At 69.5% G+C, this 19154-nt stretch carries 20 protein-coding genes and 1 pseudogene; 13 read left to right on the plus strand and 8 right to left on the minus strand.

Going from position 1 to position 19154, the window contains the following annotated elements; translation table 11 throughout:
• Nucleotides 1-184: 184 nt before the first annotated feature.
• Nucleotides 185-946: a glucose 1-dehydrogenase gene (locus tag ABZZ74_RS30815; protein ID WP_356770455.1), complete on the minus strand. Its 762-nt coding sequence runs from the start codon at nt 944-946 to the stop codon at nt 185-187.
• A 167-nt stretch (nt 947-1113) separates the two neighbouring features.
• Here ABZZ74_RS30815 and ABZZ74_RS30820 point away from each other — a divergent pair, with 167 nt between their 5' ends.
• Complete coding sequence (locus ABZZ74_RS30820; RefSeq protein ID WP_356770457.1) at nt 1114-1749, plus strand: TetR family transcriptional regulator; 636 nt, start codon at nt 1114-1116, stop codon at nt 1747-1749.
• Here ABZZ74_RS30820 and ABZZ74_RS30825 read toward each other — a convergent pair.
• From ABZZ74_RS30825 to ABZZ74_RS30835, 3 genes are all read right to left on the minus strand, one after another.
• Nucleotides 1746-2462, minus strand: coding sequence for a hypothetical protein (locus ABZZ74_RS30825; protein ID WP_356770459.1), 717 nt, complete (start codon nt 2460-2462; stop codon nt 1746-1748). The genes ABZZ74_RS30820 and ABZZ74_RS30825 overlap by 4 nt on opposite strands.
• Before the next feature lie 472 nt (nt 2463-2934).
• Nucleotides 2935-3609, minus strand: coding sequence for an SDR family NAD(P)-dependent oxidoreductase (locus tag ABZZ74_RS30830; protein WP_356770461.1), 675 nt, complete (start codon nt 3607-3609; stop codon nt 2935-2937).
• A 53-nt stretch (nt 3610-3662) separates the two neighbouring features.
• The gene (locus tag ABZZ74_RS30835; RefSeq protein WP_356770463.1) at nt 3663-4445 is read right to left on the minus strand and encodes a class III extradiol ring-cleavage dioxygenase; all 783 of its coding nucleotides are present in this window, start codon (nt 4443-4445) and stop codon (nt 3663-3665) included.
• Between the two features lie 87 nt (nt 4446-4532).
• Here ABZZ74_RS30835 and ABZZ74_RS30840 point away from each other — a divergent pair, with 87 nt between their 5' ends.
• Nucleotides 4533-5012, plus strand: coding sequence for a MarR family transcriptional regulator (locus tag ABZZ74_RS30840; RefSeq protein ID WP_356770465.1), 480 nt, complete (start codon nt 4533-4535; stop codon nt 5010-5012).
• A 113-nt stretch (nt 5013-5125) separates the two neighbouring features.
• Here ABZZ74_RS30840 and ABZZ74_RS30845 read toward each other — a convergent pair whose 3' ends face one another.
• From ABZZ74_RS30845 to ABZZ74_RS30860, 4 genes are all read right to left on the minus strand, one after another.
• Complete coding sequence (locus ABZZ74_RS30845) at nt 5126-5470, minus strand: AraC family transcriptional regulator (RefSeq protein ID WP_356770565.1); 345 nt, start codon at nt 5468-5470, stop codon at nt 5126-5128.
• 676 nt (nt 5471-6146) lie between these two features.
• Nucleotides 6147-7415: an MFS transporter gene (locus tag ABZZ74_RS30850; RefSeq protein WP_356770467.1), complete on the minus strand. Its 1269-nt coding sequence runs from the start codon at nt 7413-7415 to the stop codon at nt 6147-6149.
• Between the two features lie 56 nt (nt 7416-7471).
• Nucleotides 7472-8593: a DUF5937 family protein gene (locus ABZZ74_RS30855; RefSeq protein WP_356770469.1), complete on the minus strand. Its 1122-nt coding sequence runs from the start codon at nt 8591-8593 to the stop codon at nt 7472-7474.
• Nucleotides 8594-8899: 306 nt separating this feature from the next.
• Complete coding sequence (locus ABZZ74_RS30860) at nt 8900-10570, minus strand: CocE/NonD family hydrolase (protein ID WP_356770471.1); 1671 nt, start codon at nt 10568-10570, stop codon at nt 8900-8902.
• Between the two features lie 361 nt (nt 10571-10931).
• Between ABZZ74_RS30860 and ABZZ74_RS30865 the strand changes: the two genes are divergently transcribed.
• The 11 genes and pseudogenes from ABZZ74_RS30865 to ABZZ74_RS30915 form a co-directional block, all read left to right on the plus strand.
• Nucleotides 10932-11219 (plus strand): AMP-binding protein, encoded by a 288-nt coding sequence (locus ABZZ74_RS30865; protein ID WP_356770473.1) that lies wholly within the window; start codon nt 10932-10934, stop codon nt 11217-11219.
• A gap of 189 nt (nt 11220-11408) precedes the next feature.
• A complete protein-coding gene (locus tag ABZZ74_RS30870) occupies nt 11409-11552 on the plus strand; it encodes a hypothetical protein (RefSeq protein ID WP_356770475.1) in 144 nt (47 codons plus the stop codon).
• Between the two features lie 85 nt (nt 11553-11637).
• Nucleotides 11638-12174, plus strand: coding sequence for a hypothetical protein (locus ABZZ74_RS30875; RefSeq protein ID WP_356770477.1), 537 nt, complete (start codon nt 11638-11640; stop codon nt 12172-12174).
• A 32-nt stretch (nt 12175-12206) separates the two neighbouring features.
• Complete coding sequence (locus ABZZ74_RS30880) at nt 12207-13310, plus strand: GAF domain-containing protein (RefSeq protein ID WP_356770479.1); 1104 nt, start codon at nt 12207-12209, stop codon at nt 13308-13310.
• Nucleotides 13286-13909 carry a response regulator transcription factor gene (locus ABZZ74_RS30885; RefSeq protein WP_356770481.1) on the plus strand — a complete coding sequence of 208 codons (624 nt, stop codon included), beginning with the start codon at nt 13286-13288 and terminating at the stop codon, nt 13907-13909. Before ABZZ74_RS30880 ends, ABZZ74_RS30885 begins: the two co-directional genes overlap by 25 nt.
• Before the next feature lie 690 nt (nt 13910-14599).
• Complete coding sequence (locus ABZZ74_RS30890) at nt 14600-15526, plus strand: alpha/beta fold hydrolase (protein ID WP_356770483.1); 927 nt, start codon at nt 14600-14602, stop codon at nt 15524-15526.
• A gap of 12 nt (nt 15527-15538) precedes the next feature.
• Nucleotides 15539-16423: a short-chain dehydrogenase/reductase gene (locus ABZZ74_RS30895; protein ID WP_356770485.1), complete on the plus strand. Its 885-nt coding sequence runs from the start codon at nt 15539-15541 to the stop codon at nt 16421-16423.
• Between the two features lie 6 nt (nt 16424-16429).
• Nucleotides 16430-17311, plus strand: a complete 882-nt coding sequence (locus tag ABZZ74_RS30900) for an SDR family NAD(P)-dependent oxidoreductase (protein ID WP_356770487.1) — start codon at nt 16430-16432, stop codon at nt 17309-17311.
• Nucleotides 17312-17379: 68 nt separating this feature from the next.
• Nucleotides 17380-17994, plus strand: coding sequence for a TetR/AcrR family transcriptional regulator (locus tag ABZZ74_RS30905; RefSeq protein WP_356770489.1), 615 nt, complete (start codon nt 17380-17382; stop codon nt 17992-17994).
• Nucleotides 17995-18032: 38 nt separating this feature from the next.
• Nucleotides 18033-18308, plus strand: a complete 276-nt coding sequence (locus tag ABZZ74_RS30910; RefSeq protein WP_356770567.1) for an alpha-L-rhamnosidase C-terminal domain-containing protein — start codon at nt 18033-18035, stop codon at nt 18306-18308.
• Between the two features lie 462 nt (nt 18309-18770).
• Nucleotides 18771-19142: pseudogene (locus ABZZ74_RS30915) on the plus strand (transposase); the annotation flags it as partial.
• Nucleotides 19143-19154: the final 12 nt, after the last annotated feature.

Below are 19154 nucleotides of genomic sequence, written 5' to 3' on the forward strand. Positions count from 1 at the left end.
ACGGAAGCGGCCCTTTCGCGAACTCGTGTCATGGCGTGCTGCCCTGTTCAAGGGCCCGGGCCGAGCCCATCGAGGACCGTGCGGCGGCGGCCGTGCGGCGGTGCAGGCGGAGGGGGAGCGGCCGGAGGCCCGGTTGGCCGGGCGGCGGGTGACCGTCTGCCCGGCCCTGGAGGAACCGGGGCGGTCAGACGGCCGCCCAGCCGTTGTCCACCGGCAGGATCGCGCCGTTGATGTTGCTGGCCGCGTCCGATGCCAGGAAGACGATCGCGGCGGCCTGCTCCTCGGGTTCGGAGAGCTGGCCCACGTTGCTGGAGTAGGGCGCGAGCGCGGCCGGTCCGTGCGCGCCGTCCTCCACGTCCACCTGGATCCCGGTTTTGGTGCCGCCCGGCGCTATCGCGTTGGCTCGGATGCCCTGGTTGCGGTACATCACGGCCAGGCTCTTGGTCAGTCCGACGATGCCGTGCTTCGAGGCCGTGTAGGCGGCACCGGCCGAGCTGCCGCGCAGACCGGCCTCGGAGGCGGTGCTGACGATCGCGCCACGGCCCGACGCCAGCATGTGCGGCAGCACCGCCCGGGTGAGCAGGAACGGCGCGGTGAGGTTGACCCGTATGACCCGCTCCCACTCGGTGTCGGTCACGTCCGCAAGTGCCGACATCCGGTCCATGATCCCGGCGTTGTTCACCAGGACGTCTATCCCGCCGAACCGCTCCACCGCGATCGCGACCACCTGGTCCACCACCGACTGCTCGCTGAGGTCGCCGGTGACGGCCACCGCCGTACCGCCGACCGCCTCGATCTCCTTGACCGCCGTGCCTGCGCTCTCGGCGTTCAGGTCGGCGACCACGACCCGGGCGCCCTCCTTCGCGAAAGCCAGGGCGGCGGCACGCCCGATCCCTGACCCCGCGCCGGTGACGATGACGCTGCGCTCGTCAAGTCCGCTGTCCATGTGGTGCTCCTATCAGGTGGTTCCGAGGGCGCTCGGCGCCCGGTGCAGTCACACCATACGACTTAATGTCTCTGGGTGACATAAAGTCGGGGCAGGGGCTCTTTCTCGTCGTTCCGGCTCCTCGGGGGAGAATCGCGTTGCAGCAGCCACCGGCACCGGAGGGACAGATGACCGCAGGGGGACGCACGGGACGGCCGCCCCTGAGCAAGGAGCGCAAGGCCGAGATCAGACTGGAGATTGCCCGCGCCGCGGTGGACCTGTTCGCCGCCCAGGGGGTGGCCGCGACCACGGGCGAGCAGATCGGGCAGGCGGTCGGGGTCTCGGCGCGCACGGTGTGGCGTTACTTCCCGAGCAAGGAGGCATGCGTGCGACCGCTGTTCGCGGCCGGCATCGAAGCGATCGCCGACGTACTGCGCCGCTGGCGCCCCGATCGGCCGCTGGAGGACGTCTTCGGCAGCGTCCTGCCGACGGACAACCGCCTCGTGCACGGCCCGGACCGCGCCACCATCTGCTCCCTGGTAAGACTGACCCGCAGTGAACCAGGTCTGCGCGCGGAATGGCTGCAGTCATATGACGCGGCCGAACCGGCGTTCGCCCGCGCCCTCGCCGAACGCTCCGGGCTGCCCGCGGACGCCCTCGTCCCCACCATCCAGGCGGCCATGGTCAACGCGGCCCTGCGCGCGGCCGTCGAGTACTACGCCTGGCGTGTCGCCCAAGGCGCGACGGATGCGGCCACAGCGGAAGCCGAGCTCACAGCGACCATGCGCGCGGCCCTCGCCGTCGTGGCGGACGGGCTCGCCTAGTACTCCAGCCGGAATTCTGTATTTCTCCTGGTCAACGGCTTGGCGGTGGGAGTGTAGCGGGATGTGGGCATGGTTGGGACGGTCCTGGACCAGCCCTCCCACCAACGGGTGCCCACGCCGCATGTAATGACAGCGTCGGGCACTTCGGCGCCGAGCGCGGCCACGAAACGGGTGCTGGTAGGGGCGGCGAACACCTGGGTGAGGTCGCGTACGCGCAGGCCGGCCAGCGGGCGGCGCGGTGTGGGGCGCCAGGCGCTTCCGTTCCGGGGGTGGTCGATGATGTGGGCAAGCGGTTCCGCGTCGACCGCCGCACCGGCCGGGCTGGCCAGCCATTCCTGCGGCGTTCGGCTGGCTGGCGCGACGCAGCGACCATCGACGAGGCGCCGCTCGATCTCGTCGGCCTTGCTGTTCCTCCGTACGATCGCGGCGACGTTCTCGATGTCCTGCGGCACGCCCAGGGCAGCCGCGATCCGCTCGCGGGCCGACGGGAGGGTTCCGTGCAGCCACAGCCAGCGGTCGTCGGCATCCGGGTGAAGAAGCTGAAATCGCCCCTGGGCTTGTGCCGCTGTGCTCTCGGTAGCGGCGCCGACGGCGGAGGAAGGCTGATCTTGAAAGCCGAGGGGGGTGTCGTGGCACGCAGTCAAGACCTGGAAAGCGGCACCGATCCCGAGTTCAGCGCCAAAATGAACCGCATCCTCGACCTTTGCGGCCACCGACCTGCCTACGGACGGGTGGTCTATGTCGCTGAGTTCGGGCCGTTGAACCTGCAACCCCGCGCTGGTCAGGGCTGGTTGCCCCGGCACAGGCCAAGGCGGTTGCGGGCGACCTACCACCGCGCCCACGGTGTTCGGCACCTGCTCGGGGCTGGATCTGGCAAACGGGAAGAACCAATACCGGATCCGTGATCGTTAGCGGTGGCAGGCGTTCCTCGGGTTGTTGAAGCAGGGCGATTGCAAAGTTCCCTGGGAACTGGCCTGTGGAGGTTCAGCGCGCTGGTTTCATCAAAGGGGCGGCGTGAGGCCACGGCCGTGCAGGGGCCTGCGGTTCGGCGAAGGCCTCACATGGGTCCCGTCCTGGGCGTTCCTCGGATTCCGCCGGCGGACAAGCCGCAGACGGAGGGTTGCCAGCAGCCGACGCCGTGCGCTGCCGCTGGTCTTCCCACGGACACGAGCTTCGGGCGGGACTTCAGGGCCGTGGCTCGCGCAGATGCCCGATCTTCATTTCTGCGCCGCTGTCGCCCCGGTGAAACTCGTAGAGCCGCTCGGCGATGTGGTCCGGATCGGCCTCTCCGTCCCCCCGGCTGATGAACAAGTCGATTACGGCCACGCCGACGTGGACACCCTGCGGCGCGAGCGCGTGGTGAAGGCTCAGGGCGTAACTGCGCAGCCCCGCCGAGGCGATTCCCACGGCGCTGATGGTAGGCACTGGGTAGAGGGCCGAGGAGCCGACGGTGAACAGCAAGGAACCTCGTCCGCGCTTGAGCATCCCGGGCAGCACCGTGTTCACGGCGGTGACGGCGCCGAGGACCTTCTGCTCGACCTCGGACCGGACGTCATCGGGCGTGATGCGGTCGGCGGGGATCGACGGGAGCTTGGCGTGAGCCGGGTTGTACACCAGGACATCGATGCCTCCCAGGTCCGAGTCCGCATCGTGGAGGGCATCGGTCAGGGCGGAAGGCCTGGTGACGTCGGCGCGATAGCCGCGCGTGGTGATGTCGAGTGCGCGGAGTTCGGCTGTCAGCCTGTCCAGGTTCTCGGGGGTGCGGCCCAGCACGGCCACCCGGTGACCGCCTGTTCCGAATCGCCTGGCGATGGAGCGGCCCAGTCCGGGGCCCGCGCCGACGATCGCGATCGTTTTCATGAAGGTGATTCCTTGTAGCGCGAAAGGCGTCGTGAGGTCGGAGGGAGGGGGCGTCAGCCGATCTGGATCGATCGCTTCGCCATGCCGACCCAGAAGCCGTCGATGACGGTGCGCTGGGCCGTGAGCTCTTCGTGGCCGGCTCCCAGGGTGACGAAGAGAGGAGCGAAGTGATCGGTGCGCGGGTGTGCGTAGTGGGCGCCTGGAGCCTTGTGCTCGAAGTCGAGGAGCGCATCCAGGTCGCCTGCGTCGAGTGCCCGGCGGCCCCAGTCGTCGAATTCCGCCATCACGGAGGAGACGTTATTGCCGTAGTCCAGGGCGCTGAGGTTGTGGGTGAAGAAGCCGCTCCCCACGATCAGAGTGCCCTCGTCCCGCAGCGGTGCCAGCCGACGGCCGACCTCCATCAACTGCCGCGGATCCAGCGTGGGCATCGAGATCTGGAGCACAGGGATGTCGGCGTCCGGGTACATCTCCTTGAGCGGAACGTAGGCGCCGTGGTCGAGACCCCGCTCGGGTACGTCACGGACCGGCATATCTGGCCCCTGCAACAGCTTTCGCACCTTGTCGGCGAGCTGCGGTGCGCCCGGTGCCGCGTAGGTCTCCTGGTAGTACCGCTCCGGGAAGCCCCAGAAGTCGTAGGTCAGCGGCACGGTTCGTGTGGCGCCGATGGAGAGTGGGGCGTCCTCCCAGTGTGCGGAGATCATCAGTATCGACTCGGGGCGGGGCAGATCGGCGGACCAGGCGGCAAGCTGGTCGGGCCAGAGTGGGTCATCGATGAGAGTGGGCGCGCCATGGGAGACGTAGAGGGCCGGCAGTCGGCCAGGAGCTTCCGCAAACATGACATGCTCCTTCGCGGTTAGTGCAAATTCGAACTATCCTGAAGGTACTTGATTATTTGAATTTGAACAACCTGGTAGTATCCGCCCATGAGCCGACCGAAGTGGCTGAACGAGGAAGAGGCGCGGGCTTGGCAGGCCTTTGTCGCGGCCGGAGCGCTCCTGAACCGGCGCCTTGACCAACAGCTCAAGGAGGATGTGGGGATCTCGCATCTGCAGTACGAGGTCCTGGTTCGACTCAGCGAGGCTCCAGAGGGCGAGCTCCGTATGACAGAGCTCGCCAGCGCCCTTTACAACTCGAAGAGCGGTCTCACCTACCAGGTCACTCAGATGGAGAAGGCGGGACTGGTGCGGCGCCGCTCGTGCGTGGACGATGTCCGGGCTGTCTACGCCTGTCTGACCGATGCGGGCCGGTCCCTGTTGGTCCGCGCCGCCCCAGGCCACGTCGACCTGGTACGAAAGCTGCTGTTCGATGCGCTCACCCAAGAGCAGCTGACAGCCGTGGCCGACGGTCTCAGCCACGTCGTCAGGCGCATGATGGACAGCCCGGCAGTGCCGGGGCGCGGGTAGAGCCGCTTCTCCGGCGCCGGGAGGGCGAAGCCAGGGTGGGCGCAAGGTTCGTTGATCGTGCGTTACCGCGCAGGCCGCCAATACGCCGACCGGTTCGGTGCCCGCCTGTGGCTTCACGAAGGATGTGCGGGGGCGGTCGAGGTAGTACCGGCGCGCAGGCGGGTGATGTCCCGAACCGGCGGCAGTCCGTAGAAGGCCCGGTATTCGCGGCTGAACTGGGTCGCGCTGGTGTATCCCACGGTGTGGGCGACCTGCGCGGCTGTGACGTCGCCGGCCAACAGCTGGCGCCTGGCTGACAGTAGCCGCAGGTGTTTCTGATAGCGCAGCGGGCTCATACCGGTCGCAGCCGTGAAATGCCGGTGGAGGGTTGCCGGGCTCATACCGGCCTCGGCGGCGATCTGGTCGATGTTCACCGGCTCGGTGATGCGGTCACCGAGCCAGGCGATGACGCCGCGGATCCGAGTGCTCGGCTACTTCGCCCAGGTTCGGCTGCCCCTGCCCAGCCGACCCGGCAGAAGCACTCCGGGGCCGACGTCTGAGGCAGGCCGCAGGACAGTGCCGAGAGAAGATGGGCAACCCAGCGGCCTGCCGTCAGCTCCCGGATACGCCGCCGGGCGACATCCATCTGTGCGGAATGATCGTCGCGTTGCTGGGTCATCTTCACCCGCCATGGTCGGGCTATTCCCGACGCCGGAGCAGGTGCGCTCTCGTGTTGGCGCATCACCCGAAACAGCGATCGTGCAACCCCTGTTGCGGTTGCTGGCGTCAGAGAACCTGGCGCTGAGCTGTAGCAACCCCACTAGATCTGTCTCGTGCCACAGCATCTTCCAGGAGACCTCCTGCCCGTCCGGCAGCGTCAGCGCTATGTCGGCCGGAGTGCATCCAGCCGCTCGCCGGTCGTCGCCGTGCGGGCTGTCCACCTACCAAGTCCCTGGTTCCAGCCCCCGCGCCGAGAAGCGCAGCGCTGCCTGCTGCGCGGTCCCGGCCTGCTGCCGGTAGGGGCGTGCCACCACACATGGACCGACAGCTCCAGCAGGCGGCGGTGCAGGGCCGACTGGTATCCGTTTATGCGCCGTGGACAGTGCCTCGTACCACTGGCGGCCGGTCCTCAGCGTCCTGAGCTGATCCGCGCAGTCACTCCGGCTTGGCCGCGCTGACCGCTGTCTCGTCGGGCCCCGCAACGCCTGCCGTGCCGTCCGCTGTGACGAAGGGTTCCTGACCGGGCTGCCGTGCGCCGGCGCATGCGAGGGTGAGCGCGGCGGCCACGGCCAGGACGACAACGGCGGCTCCCGAGAGCAGGAAGGCGTTCGCGGCTCCGGCGAGGGTGATGGTGGTCGAGGCGACAAAGGGGGAGATCGCCAGGGCTCCTGCCACTCCGGCCTCCCACAGGCCGAGCGCCTTCGCCAGATGGTGGCTGGGTATGCGCTGCTGCACCAGTGCGATCAGGGGGATGTCCGTGAGGGCCGAGGCCAGCCCCGTGGCGGTGAGCAGAACCGCCGCCACTGCATGGGAGGTGACCGTTCCCAGCGGGGCCCGGAAGATCCCGAGCAGGGCCCACGCCAGCACCGCGGCCAGTGCGAGTCTGCGGATGCGCAGGCCGGCCAGGAGCAGGGCGCCCACCACTTCGGCGACCCCGGCGACGCCGAGCAGCAGGCCGTACTGGCCGCCCTGTCCCACGACCGCGACCAGCCCGACGGTCAGGAACCCGTTGGTCAGGGCGAGGGCGAGCACGAAGGTCACGATGACCACGAGTACGTCGGGGGCGGCCCGCACGGCCCTGAGCCCGGCGCTGAGATCGGACCACAGCCCCGTTTGACCGCTGGTCGGGGCCGGGCGGGTCACGCGGATGGCGGCCACGGCGGCGGCCGAGCCCAGGAAGGTCAGTCCGTTGACCACCAGCGCCGACTGCAGCGAGCCGAGGGCCAGCAGCGGCGCGAGCATGAGCGGTCCGACGAAAAAGGCGGCCCGGAAGGCGACTTGCAGCAGCCCGTTGGCCTGCTGGAGGCGGTCGTCCGGCACGATCTGAGTGACGATGGCGTTGCGGGCAGGGGCGAACGGGGCGCCGATCAGCGCCAGCAGCGCTGTGGTCGCCACGAGCAAGACCAGGTTCAGCAGGTTGAAAGAGAGCAGGACGAAAGCCACGGCCACCACGGCGAGCCGGGCCAGGTCGGTGGCGATCATCAGCTTCCGGCGGTCGCGGCGGTCTGCGTACGAGGCAGCGACGAAGGTGGCCACGAACGCGGGCGCGAACGCAGCGACGCTCACCACGGCGACGGCGGTGGGGTCCTTCGTCAGAGACCACGCCAGCCACGCGGTCGCGGCGGTGTACAGGCCGTCGCCGAAGCGCGAGATGCCCTGGCCGGCGAAGAGAAGCAGGAAGTTGCGGTCCTTCAGCAGTGACATGCGGCCACTGTCGGGTCCCGTCGGGGGCATGATCCACTTATTAGGCAGATGGCTAATCAGTCGGACCCGGTCGTCTCGCCATCGCCGTGCAGGAAGCTTTCCAGGCTGGGGGTCAGGCCCGTCACCTGTCCGGGCACCAGCCGGTACAGGACGTAGTAGCCCTCGCGGCGGCGCTCCAGCAGGCCCGCGTCCGCCAGCACGCGCAGATGCTTGGACAGGGCCGCCTCGCTGACACCGACGAGCGGGGCCAACTCCTGCGTGCTGCGCGGGCGTTCGGCGAGCAGCCGGAGGGCGCGCAGCCGGGTGTCGTCGGCGAGCGCCCGCAAGGTGCCGACGAGTTGGGTGGGGGGAATTCTCGGGCGGGCTTCCCGGACAATCGAGGAGAGGGGGAAGACGAGGCCGAGGGGCCAGGGCCCGTCGCAGTTGACGCGTACGTGCGGCCACACATAGGCGCTGGGGGCGAGGACGAGGGTGTTGTCCGGGCCGATGGCGACCTCGTGGTCGTGCGGTCGCTCCAGCCAGAAGCGTTCAGCGCGCGGGTCGCTGCGCACTTCGGGCCACAGCCCGCGCAGCATCCCGTAGAGGCCGCGTTCCTCGATCTGGCGTCCGGCCTCGCTGACGCCGGCGGCGAGTTCGGGTTCGAGCCGTGCCCATTCCTCCTCGAAGGCCTCCTGCCAGTAGCGCTCCAGCATGCTCAGGAACCGTTCGAGCAGCGCGCGGGGATCGTCGAGGAGCATCGTGGCCATGGCTTCGTCGCTTTCCCGTGCGAGGCGCTCGCGCAGCAGGCGGCGTACTTCCGGTTCGTGCAGCACCTGCGGATCCCTGCCCGCGCCGCTGCCCGGCCAGGGCGTGAGCAGGGGGACGGAGAACTCCAGGCGGACCAGTTCCGGATCCGCCCCGCGCAGGCCGGCCAGTTCGTCTTCGAAGTCCGCCAGTCGGCCGGTCGGCTGCGGAAAGAGGAACTCGGGGAAGTACGAGCGCACCGCGTAGGAGAAGGCCTCGATCTCCCGCTTCAGCGCCGGGGACAGCTTGCGCATCGCACGCACCCAGCCGTGCTGGACGGGGTGGTGCTTGGGCTCCACCAGCACATGGAGACTCAGTACGGCTTCCATCGTCGGCGAATAGGCGAACCCCACCCGCCCCGCACCGCCGGCAGGGACCCGGAACACGATCGTCATAGCCCGTCATCCTTGCCGCACCGCGTCCACAACGGGAGACACGCGCCGGGGCGGCTTCTGCACCGCTTACCTGCGCGCGGCGGGCGGCCCTGCGGCAAGCGGGAATCGCCGCAGGGCCGTTCGGCAGCTCGAGTACTTCCGTATCCGGTCGATCACCAGTCGGTGATCACGCGACCGCCCGCACGGACCGTAGAACGAGCCAGCCCGGCCGATCATGTGACTGTTGCCTGATCTGCTCGTTCTCCGAGTATTCGGCGGCCAGAACGCGGTGATCTGTGCATCCACCCTTCCTTCACGGGGAGAGCGTCAAGGCCGGACGACGGGAAGAACGATGCGCGAGGGCCGTGCCGCGTCGTGCGCGATCTCCTGGCGTGCCGGGTGGAAGTCCGTTCCGCTGTCAGGGGACGCGCCGGTGCTGAGGTTGCGGTCCCAGCGTGGGAAGTTGCTGGAGGTGACGTGGACGCGCAGACGATGACCGGCACGGAAGACATAGCTGGTCGACCACAGGTCGACGACGTGTGCGGCGAATTGACCGGGTATGGTCTTCACCCTTGCGATTCCGTCGACGACGTTGAGGGACACGCCCTGGGAGTCGACGTCGCAGAGCCGGACCACCCAGTCCGTTGAAGGGGCATCGGTCGCGGCGTGGACGAAGGCGCGGACCCGGCCCGTGACTTCAAGGTCCTCGGCGAGGGGCTCGCTGGTGTACACCAGGACATCCGGTCGGCCCTCCACGGGGGCCTGGTCGAGCGGACCCGATCGGTACTCGCTGGACATCAGGGTCGCGCCGCCGACCGTCGGCACCGGATCGGCCGGATCATGGACGTACGTCTTGATGCCCCCGTCGGGTCCCGGAGCGTCGAACGCGAGCCCGCCGTCCGGGTGCAGGAACACGTCCGTGTCCACGGCACGGGCGAGCGGCCACTCCTGCTCCTCGCGCCATTCGTTCTTCCCCATCACGAACAGCAGAACCGGCGGGAGCTCAGGTGCTGACGGCGCGGCGCCGGAGGTGAGCCACTTGCGGAACCACTTGGTCTGGACGCCGGTCAGTGTGCCGCGAAAACCGAGGAGATCGGCGCTCGCCGCCATCCCGAAGTTGACGTCACCAATCTGCCCTGTGCGGTTCATGTGCGTCCAGGGTCCCATGATCAAGGTCGCTGGCCGTCCCGCCGCGCGGCTCTCGGTGTAGTTGTCCAGCGTGCCCTGGCAGAAGATGTCGTACCAGCCGCCGATGTTCAGACTGGGCAGGTCGACTTCCGCCTGGCGCCCCGCGACCCGGCAGGCCGCACTCCACTCCGGATCGTTCAGCGCGCGTTCGAAGCCGAGGTCCGGGATGCCGTGACGCTGGAAGGCGGGGTGGCGACCGGACGGGAGTTCCCAGTACCCGGAGGGGGCCGTCCGGTCCGTGTCGTGGATCAGGGCCCCGAGCGCCGGCCCCAGGGCGGCCGGGTCGTCGGCGTGCCGTTTCATCACGGTGTCCATGCCCTGCATCAGCGACCACGGCAGGGTGATGCCCAGCTCGATGGCCCCGCCACGGGCGAAGAGCCCGTCGTTCGGTTCGGAAAATGTGATCTGGGGGGCGATGGCGTGCAGCTCTGGAGGCTTGGACAGCGCCGCCATCCACTGGGTGTTGCCGAAATAGCTGCCGCCGATCATGCCGACCCGGCCGTTGGTGTCCGGCAGGGCGGCCGCCCAGCGGACCGTGTCATAGCCGTCATCGGCCTCGTATGTCCACGGCTCCCACTCGCCGTCCGAGGCGAAACGGCCCCGGGTGTCCTGGATGACGACGATGAACCCACCGCGTGCCAGGCCGAGCGGGTCCACCATGGCGCTCACCAATGCGAAGTTCTTTCCGTAGGGCAGCCGGGCGAGCAGCACCGGATACGGACCGCCCGAGGCGGGCCGGTAGATGTTGGCCCTCAGAACGGTGCCGTCTCGCATGGTGGCGGGGACGTCGTACTCGACCGTCACGTCCATGTGCCGGCCTCCTTCGTGTTGCGCTGTGCGAGTGGGAATCCTCCGCACTCTTTCAAGCGGGAACCGGCCCCGGCACACCCATTCGGGTGTGGCGGGCTGCGCGGATCCGCGGTCTCCGCGGCTCGGACGACGAGGAGGTGCGTGGTGGACGACACGGTCTCACCCGGAGGCATCCTGCGCCGTGCGGCAGCACGACACGGCGACAAGGTCGCCCTGGTGACGGCGGCTCGCATGATGACTTTCCGTGAGCTCGAGGCGGCAAGCAACCGCATCGCGGCGGCGCTGGCCGCACGCGGTGTGCGGGACGCAGCGCTTACAAGGCGGGAGCCGTGGTCAATCCGGTCAACATCATGCTCACCCCGTGGAGTTGGCGTCCGTGCTCGGTGACTGCAATGCCGCCGTGGTGTTCACCAGCTCCGAGCAGGGGGCTGACGTCCTGGCACTGACTCGCAGCCTGCCGGACCTGGGCATGGTTGTAGCGTTTGACGATCCGCCCCAGGGAGCCGTTGGCTTCGCTGAGTTGCTCGCCTCCGACACGTCGTTCCCCGCCTTCGCCCCGGACCCGGCCGCGGCCTCCGCGATCGGCTACACCTCCGGCACCACCGGGCGCCCCAAGGGGCGGAGCAGAGCCATCGGGCAGTCTTGCTGAACTGCGCGCTGGCCGAGACCATGCACGGCTGTACCTCCGCGGACGTGGTGGTGACGGCGCTGCCCGCCGCGCAACGTGGTGATCAACGGCACCTTCCCGGCCGGCGGCCACTGTGGTGCTGGTGGAGCGGTTCAGCCTAGGCGAGGCGCTGCGGCTGATCGGCCGGCACTCCGCGACGATGTTCGAGGGATGCCCGCGATGTACGCGACGACGCTCGCCGACGCCGCGCTGGAGAGAGCCGATCTGTCGTCGCTGACCCGCTGCACCGTCGGCGGGCAGGCCATAGCGCTGTCCGCAATCGGGCGACGGCAGGCCCGCTCGGGTACCCCCTGATCGAGCTGTGGGGGGATGACCGAGACCGCAGGCCTGGGCACCACCCATACCCTGCATGCCCCTTCCGTCCCCTGGACCGATTGGCGTGTCCCTGCCCGGTGTGGAGGTGCGCGTCGCGGATCTGGACGACGTCACACACGACGCTCCCCTCGGCGAACCTGGTGAACTCATGGTGCGCGGCCCGATCGTCATGCTCGGCTGTCACAGCGATCCGCAGGCCACCGCCGAGACCATCGGGCCGGACGGCTGGCTGCACACCGGCGACATCGCCTCCACGACCGACACCGGGCACTTCTTCATCGTCGACCGCCGCAAGGGCATGATCATCACGGGGGATTACAACGTCTACCCGGCCGAGATCGAGCGGGTCGTCGCCACGCATCCCGCGGTCGCCGTGGTTGCGGTAGGGTCCGTGCCGGACCCGGTCAAGGGTGAGCTGGCGTGCGCGTACGTCGTACTCGCCCCGGGAGCGCACGCCACCGAGGACGAGGTGCTCGCCTTCACATGGCAGTCACTCGCCGCGTACAAACGGCCGCGCCTGGTCCGCTTCGTCGACGACCTGCCCAGAACGTCCACAGGCAAGATCATGCGACGTGAGCTGATCGAACAGTTCCAGCCGTGACAGGGACGAGACGTGCGGTGTTTGATGACGGTATGCCGGACTACCCGCTGCACCATCTCGGCGAGCAGTACGCGGAGCTCCTCGCGGCATTGGACCGCGGGGAGGCCCTGCGCCGCGCCCTCGCGCTCCTCGCCGGCGATTCGCGGGTGGCGTGGGCTGCCGGGCCCGGCTCGATGCAGGAACTGACCATCGAGCAGCTGGTCGGCGACAGGACCGGAATGCTGCGGGCTCTACGGGTGCCCCCGGGCGCCGGACTGACAGGCAAGGTCCACCGGTCCGGACAGGCCGAGTGGGTCAACGACTACTTCTCCAGCGCCGAGATCACGCATACCTTCGACCGGCACATTGCCGCCGAGGGCGTCCGCAGAGTCCTCGCCGTCCCCCTGATCAGAGACGGCGAGCCACTTGGCGTCCTCGCCCTCGGCCTCCGCCGGGAGGGTACCTTCGGCGACCGCGAAGTCGAACGCGTCTCGGCAGTGGCCACACAGGCCGCCCTCGCCCTGTCGATCGCCGAACGCGCCCGCCTGACCCGGGAGCTCGCCGTCCACGAGGAGCGACAACGGCTCGCAGCCGACCTCCACGACAGCGTCGGCGCACTGCTGTTCGCCATCGGGTCCGGCATGGCCGACCTCGCCGAAGCCGGGGACACCGACCCCGACCTGCGGGCACGGCTGAACCGTCTCCGGAGCCAGGCCGCGGACGCGACCACCGCCCTGCGCGAATCCCTGCGCACGCTGCGCTCCTCCCCGGCCGCCCTGGCCCTCGGGGTCGCCCTGCGCGCGGACTGCACCGCCTTCTCCGACCGCACCGGCATCCCGGCCGAACTGGTCGTCCTGGACGGGGACCCGCCCGAGCTGCCCCCGTCCCGCTCGGACGCTCTCCTGGCAGCGGTCCGCGAAGCCCTGCTGAACGTTGAGAAACACGCCCACGCGAGTGCGGTGACCCTGTCGGTCGGGTGCAGCGGCGGGCTGCTGACCGTCGCCGTGCACGACGACGGTACCGGCCTGGCACCGGACCACGAGTCAGGCCTGGGGCTGACCAAGACCGCCGAGGCCCTCGGCCGACTGGGCGGTTCCGTCCGCCTCCTCTGCGACCCGGACGGCGGCACGGTATGGCGGGCGCAGCTGCCATGCTGACGGGCCGGCCCACGCGGATCGTCATCGTGGACGACCACCCGGTCGTCCGCGACGGGGTCGTGGCGCAGCTGAACGGATGCACCGACCTGGCCGTCGTCGGCCATGCCGAAACAGGCGCCGCCGCCGTCGAACTGTGCGCGCGAGAACAGCCCGACGTGGTCCTGCTCGACCTGCGCCTCCCCGACCGCCTCGCCGCTGACGTCGTCCCGGCGGTGCACCGGGTCAGTCCCGACAGCCGCGTCCTGCTCTTCACCGCCTTCCCCGAACACGCCGCCGTCGCACCAACGTTGGCCGCTGGAGCCAGCGGACTACTTGTCAAGGACGCCGGCGGCACGGCCGTGCGCGACGCGATCCGCAGCGTGGCCCGCACCGGCGTCTTCCGCGCCGACCTCCCCGACGCCTCCGCGGCTCCCGTCACCGCGCGCGAGTACGACGTGCTGCGCCTGGTCGCGGCCGGATACACCAACCCTGAGATCGGCGACGAGCTGAACCTGTCAGTCAACACCGTCAAGAGCTATCTCCGGGAAGTGATGCACAAGCTCGCCGCCCGCAACCGGGCCCACCTCATCGCCAATGCCCGCACGCATGGCCTGCTGTGACGGAGGATGAGCGGGCAACGGCACTTGTTGGTCGTGCCGTCCTCCGTGGTGAGCATGGCGGGGGCAAGCGGGAGTGCAGCACCTACGCCAGAGCGGACGAGACCTCGGTGGGAGGGGCTGGAATCAGCTGCCCCGCGCAGATGACCTTGCCTTCGCGGTTGTGCCGGGCGGCGGTGAGCTGCGCTCACGCGGGCCTGGCGTAAGAACGTCTCACCGTCGGTGAGCCAGGTCTCGATGGCCGGCCACGCGCGTGCACGGCGCTCCTGCGGCGGACCACCGTGAACTACCTCGTCGAGCAGGGCCTCGGCATCGCCCAGGGCGTCGGCCAGGCGGGACAGCGCCGTGGCGTCGTCGGGCCACGGGCTGCTGGCAGGGCGGCACCGGTCGATCAGCGTCGGGGCGTGACCGACGACGACGAGGAACCGGCGCCAGGCATGGCGAGGAAAGCCTCGGTCGCGGAGCCGGGGACGGCGGCACTCAGGGGGTGGCGTCGCTGTAGCGGCCGAAGGCGACCAGTGCCTGCTGGGTGTGGCGCTGAAGTAGGGCGTGGCTCAGAACCCGGCGGAGACGTGACGGGTTCGTTGCCGTCGGTTTGCTTTACACCCTCGCAATGTTGGATTAACTTCCAATGTTGGAATTGGTTCCAAGTTTCCGCGAGCCCAACGATGCGAGCGGTGGTACGGAGGTCCGATGACCGACCGATTGAATGTGACGTTTCCTTCGGGGCCGGACGAGTGTCACGCCTGGCTGTACCTGCCCGAGGGCGGGGGTCGGCGCCCCGTGGTGGTCATGGCACACGGTCTCGGTGGGGTCCGCGAGATGCGGCTGGACGCCTACGCCGAGCGTTTCGCCGCCGCCGGCTACGCATGCCTGGTGTTCGACTACCGGCACTTCGGGGCCAGTGGCGGTCAGCCGCGACAGCTCCTGAGCATCAGACGACAGCTCCAGGACTGGCGGGCCGCCGTGGCGTACGCGCGCTCCCGGCCGGAGACCGATCCCCGGCGCTTGGTCCTGTGGGGCACCTCTTTCGGCGGTGGCCATGTCCTGGCGACAGCCGCCCAGGACCCGGCCGTCGTCGCCGTCATCGCCCAGGGCCTGTTCACCGACGGTGTCGCCTCTGCCCTGGCGATGCGCCCGGACACCTCGGTGAAGGTGATGGCCCGCGCGGTCCGTGACGTGGTCGGCGCCCGCCTAGGGCGCCCTCCCGTCATGGTCGCGACGGCGGGGCCGCCCGGATCCGCCGCGCTGATGACCGCTGCGGACGCCGAGCCCGGCTACCTGGCCCTCGTGCCCAACGACGCGCCCTTCTCCAACCAGGTTGCGGCGCGGTTCGCCCTGGACATCCTCCGCTACCGACCGGGCCGCCGGACCGCGAAGATCGCATGTCCGGTGCTGTTGTGCGTGTGCGAGCACGACAGCGTGGCCCCCGCGCGGCCCACCCTGCGCCATGCCCGCAGGGCTCCGCGCGGCGAGATCCGCCTCTACCCCGACGGCCACTTCGACATCTACCTCGGCGAGCCCTTCGAACGCGTCCTCCACGACCAGCTCGCCTTCCTGGCGCGGCACGTCCCCATCGGATCCGCACCCGGTGAAGCCCCGGGACCCACGACACCCTGAAAGAGGTACGAGGTGCTCACCTACCCGATTGCGGGGAAGACCGTCTTCATCACCGGCGCAGCCGGAGGTATCGGTGCGGCCACCGCCCGCACGCTGCACTCGCGCGGAGCCAACGTGGTCCTCGCCGACCGGGGCATCGACGCCATATCGGCCCTCGCCCGCGACCTCGGCGGCGACAGGACACTGGCGCTGTCGGTGGATGTCACCGACAGCGCCGCACTGGCCGACGCGGTGGAACGTACCGTCGACCGGTTCGGCGGCCTGGATGTCGTCTTCGCCAACGCGGGGATCGCGGCCGATCCGCCGGCGACGATCGCCACCATCGACCCGGCCATGTTCGAGCGCGTCGTCGAAGTGGACCTGCTGGGCGTCTGGCGCACCGTTCGCTCCGCACTGCCGCACGTCATCGCGGCGCGCGGGCACGTCCTGGTCACCGCTTCGGTGTACGCCTACTTCAACGGCATGACCAACGCCCCCTACGCCATGTCGAAGGCCGGCGTTGAGCAGTTCGGCCGCGCCCTGCGCGCCGAACTCGGCATCCACGGCGCCAGCGCCGGGGTGCTCTACCCCGGCTGGGTCCACACGCCCATCGCTGGAGCAGCCTTCGGAAGCAACGACATCACCACCCGCATGCGCGAGATCGCCTTCCCGTCCCTGCTCGGCAAGGCCATCTCCCCCACGCGCGTCGCGGACGCCGTCGTCCGCGGCATCGAGAACCGCTCGGCCCGTGTCATGGTCCCCCGCAGGTGGGTACCGTTTTCGGCCCTGCGCGGCGTCCTTAACCCCGTCACCGATCTCATCGCCGAACGCCACCCCGAACTGCGCCGACTCCTGCGCCGACTCGAGGAATCCGCCGGCCCCACAGGCAAGTCCCCGCAGACCAACTCACCGAGGTAGGCCGTCATGACCCGTTACGACCTGGCCGGGCGCACCGTCGCCCTCACCGGCTCCACCGGCGGCCTGGGCGCCGCCCTCGCCCGGGCCCTGCGCGGGCGCGGCGCCAACCTCGCGCTGCTCGACCTCAGCCTCGCGGCCACCACGGCCCAAGCCCAGGACCTGGGAGACGAAACGGTCGCCCGTGGCTGGCACGCCGACGTACGCGACCTCGCCGGCCTGCAGCAAGCCATGGACGAGGCCGCCACGCACTTCGGGCGCCTCGACATCGTCATCGCAGGCGCCGGGATCGACACCATGGCCCCGATGGCGACCATCGACCCGTCGGCCTACGAACGTGTCATCGACGTCAACCTCAACGGCGTCTGGCGCACCTTCCGCGCGGCTCTGCCCCACGTCGAGGTCCAACGCGGCTATCTCCTCGCGATCTCCTCCATGGCCGCCTTCGTGCACTCGCCGCTCCAGATCTCCTACACCGCGAGCAAGGCCGGCGTGTGGGCGATGTGCGACAGCCTTCGCCTGGAGGTTCGCCACCTGGGTGTCGCTGTCGGCAGCGCCCACCCCACGTTCTTCCGCACTCCGATGATGGACGACGTGACCGCGGACCCGGCCGGGCACGTCCTCTGGGGCGGCAACTCCAAGGGGTTGTGGAAGATGGTGCCGCTGGAGAAGGTCATCGCCGGTATCGTCCGCGGCATCGAGCGTCGTGCGGACCGCGTCGTCGTCCCCAGGTCCCTCACCCTGACCGTGAACGCTCCCGGTCTGTTCCGGCCGATACTCGAACGGGTCGGTTTCCGCCCGCAGACGGTCCAGCGCGCCCTCGGCCTCGCCTCGGCGTCGGGCTGGCACGACCCGGCGGTGCATGAGCGCCACCAGGCCGGTTCCCGCTGAATTCCGGGCTGAAGGAAGCGGCCCAGGGGGTCCGGCCGTTCAAGCAACCTCGTAAAGTAGCGAAGACCATGACAATCAAGGTCACACGCACGACACGTCGGGCCGCCGCGACCCGTGCGGCCATCGTCGACGCCGCCGAGGAGCTGCTGGCCTCCGGAGGCCCCGACGCGGTCACCTTGGAAGGCATCGCCGAACGCGCGGATGTCGCCGTGCAGACGGTGTACAACCGCGTGGGCGGCCGCGCGGCCGTTCTCATCGCGGTTGCCGAGCGGGCACTCGAGGACAACCGGACCTACATGGACGACGCCTACGCTGCCCCGGGCACCCCGGTGGAACGCATCAGGGCCGCCTCGGCCGCGTACGTCCGCTTCGCCGCCGAGCGCCCACACCAGTTCCGCCTGCTGGCCGAGCCGCCGGACGAACCCGCGGCCCTGGAACGGGTCGCCGCGCTCGTCGACGAGCAGAACGCCAAACTCGCCGCCGCCCTGGCCGACGGGGTGGCCGACGGCTCGCTCGCCGCCGACCTCGATCCCGGCACCACCGCCACCGCGTTGTGGGCTGCCATGAACGGCGTCCTCGGCCTCTCCTGGCGCGCGGACCGACTCCGCGCTGACGCCTCCCAGTTGACGGAACTCGTCGCAGCCGTGGAAAGGGTGGTTTTGAGCGGACTGGTCGCCCGCTGAAGTCCGCCCGGGGCCGTGTCACCGTACGGTGACACGGCCTGGCTCCCGCCGCGCCGGGATACCGCCGTCTGCGGATCGCTCCCCTTCCGGGTGGCGGTATCACCCAGGCCGGAGCACGTCTGCACACGCCGTACGGCACCGCCGAGGTGTCCTGGGCTCTCTCCGGGCGTGAACTCACCGTGGAGGCCGTCGTCCCTCCGAACACCACGGCCGACGTCGTCCTGCCGGACGGCAGGGGCGTCATCGAGGTGGGCTCCGGGAGGCACACGTGGACAGCGGCGTTGGGGGCACACACGGTTGAGCGGGCACCGTAGTCCCTGGACATGACGATGGGGGAACTCATGGACCGCGAAGATGCGGTCCGTGTCTTCAAGGACTTGCTCGTCTCGTACTTCCCGGAGGCCGCAGAGGTCATCGAGAGCGGCACCGGAGCTCCGGCCTGGACGACCGTACGGGCGATCGCCGGAATGCTGCCTGACGGCGAGAAGTTCCTGGCCGACCTGGAAGGGCAGGGCGCCCGAGTCGCGGTGGAGGGGGGCCGCGGTGCCGGCATGAGCGGGGTGAGTGCCCGCATCCGGTCCTCCGCGACGTGCAGCACCTCTCCGAGATTGCGGATCTCGGCGGCGGCGTCGGCGAGGTCGCAGGACAGTTCGAAACCGTCGTCTTCCCTGCTTCCTTGGCCTTCTCCCCAGCTGCTTCGAAGAACTCGCCGAACCGTTCCAGCAAGCCGCTGATCGGATCCAGGAGCTGGTCGAGCAGGGCAGCCGCATCCGGGTGCGATTCGGGGTCTCCTCAAGCCCGTCTACACGGCGCCGACCGAAGAAGCCGCCCTGGATATCCAGCGATCGTGAAACTGTGGGAGAACGCCTCGGAGGAATTCACCCCGTTCCTTTATGTTCGACACCGAGATCCGGCGCATCGTCTGCACCATCAACGCGATCGAGTCGGTCAACGCGCGGATCCGGCGAGCGGTCACGGCCCGTGGACCCTTCCCCAACGAGCAGGCGGCGTTGAAGTGCGTCTACATGGCGATCATGTCTCTCGATCCCACCGGCCGAGACCAGGCCCGCTGGACCATGCGCTGGAAGACCGCTCTGAACGCTTTCGACATCACCTTCGACGGCCGCCTCTCAGCAGCCCACCAGTAGCCCCAACTACCT

Origin of the sequence: Streptomyces sp. NPDC006476, assembly GCF_040612015.1 — a bacterium.
Classification (GTDB): Bacteria; Actinomycetota; Actinomycetes; order Streptomycetales; family Streptomycetaceae; genus Streptomyces; species Streptomyces griseorubiginosus_B.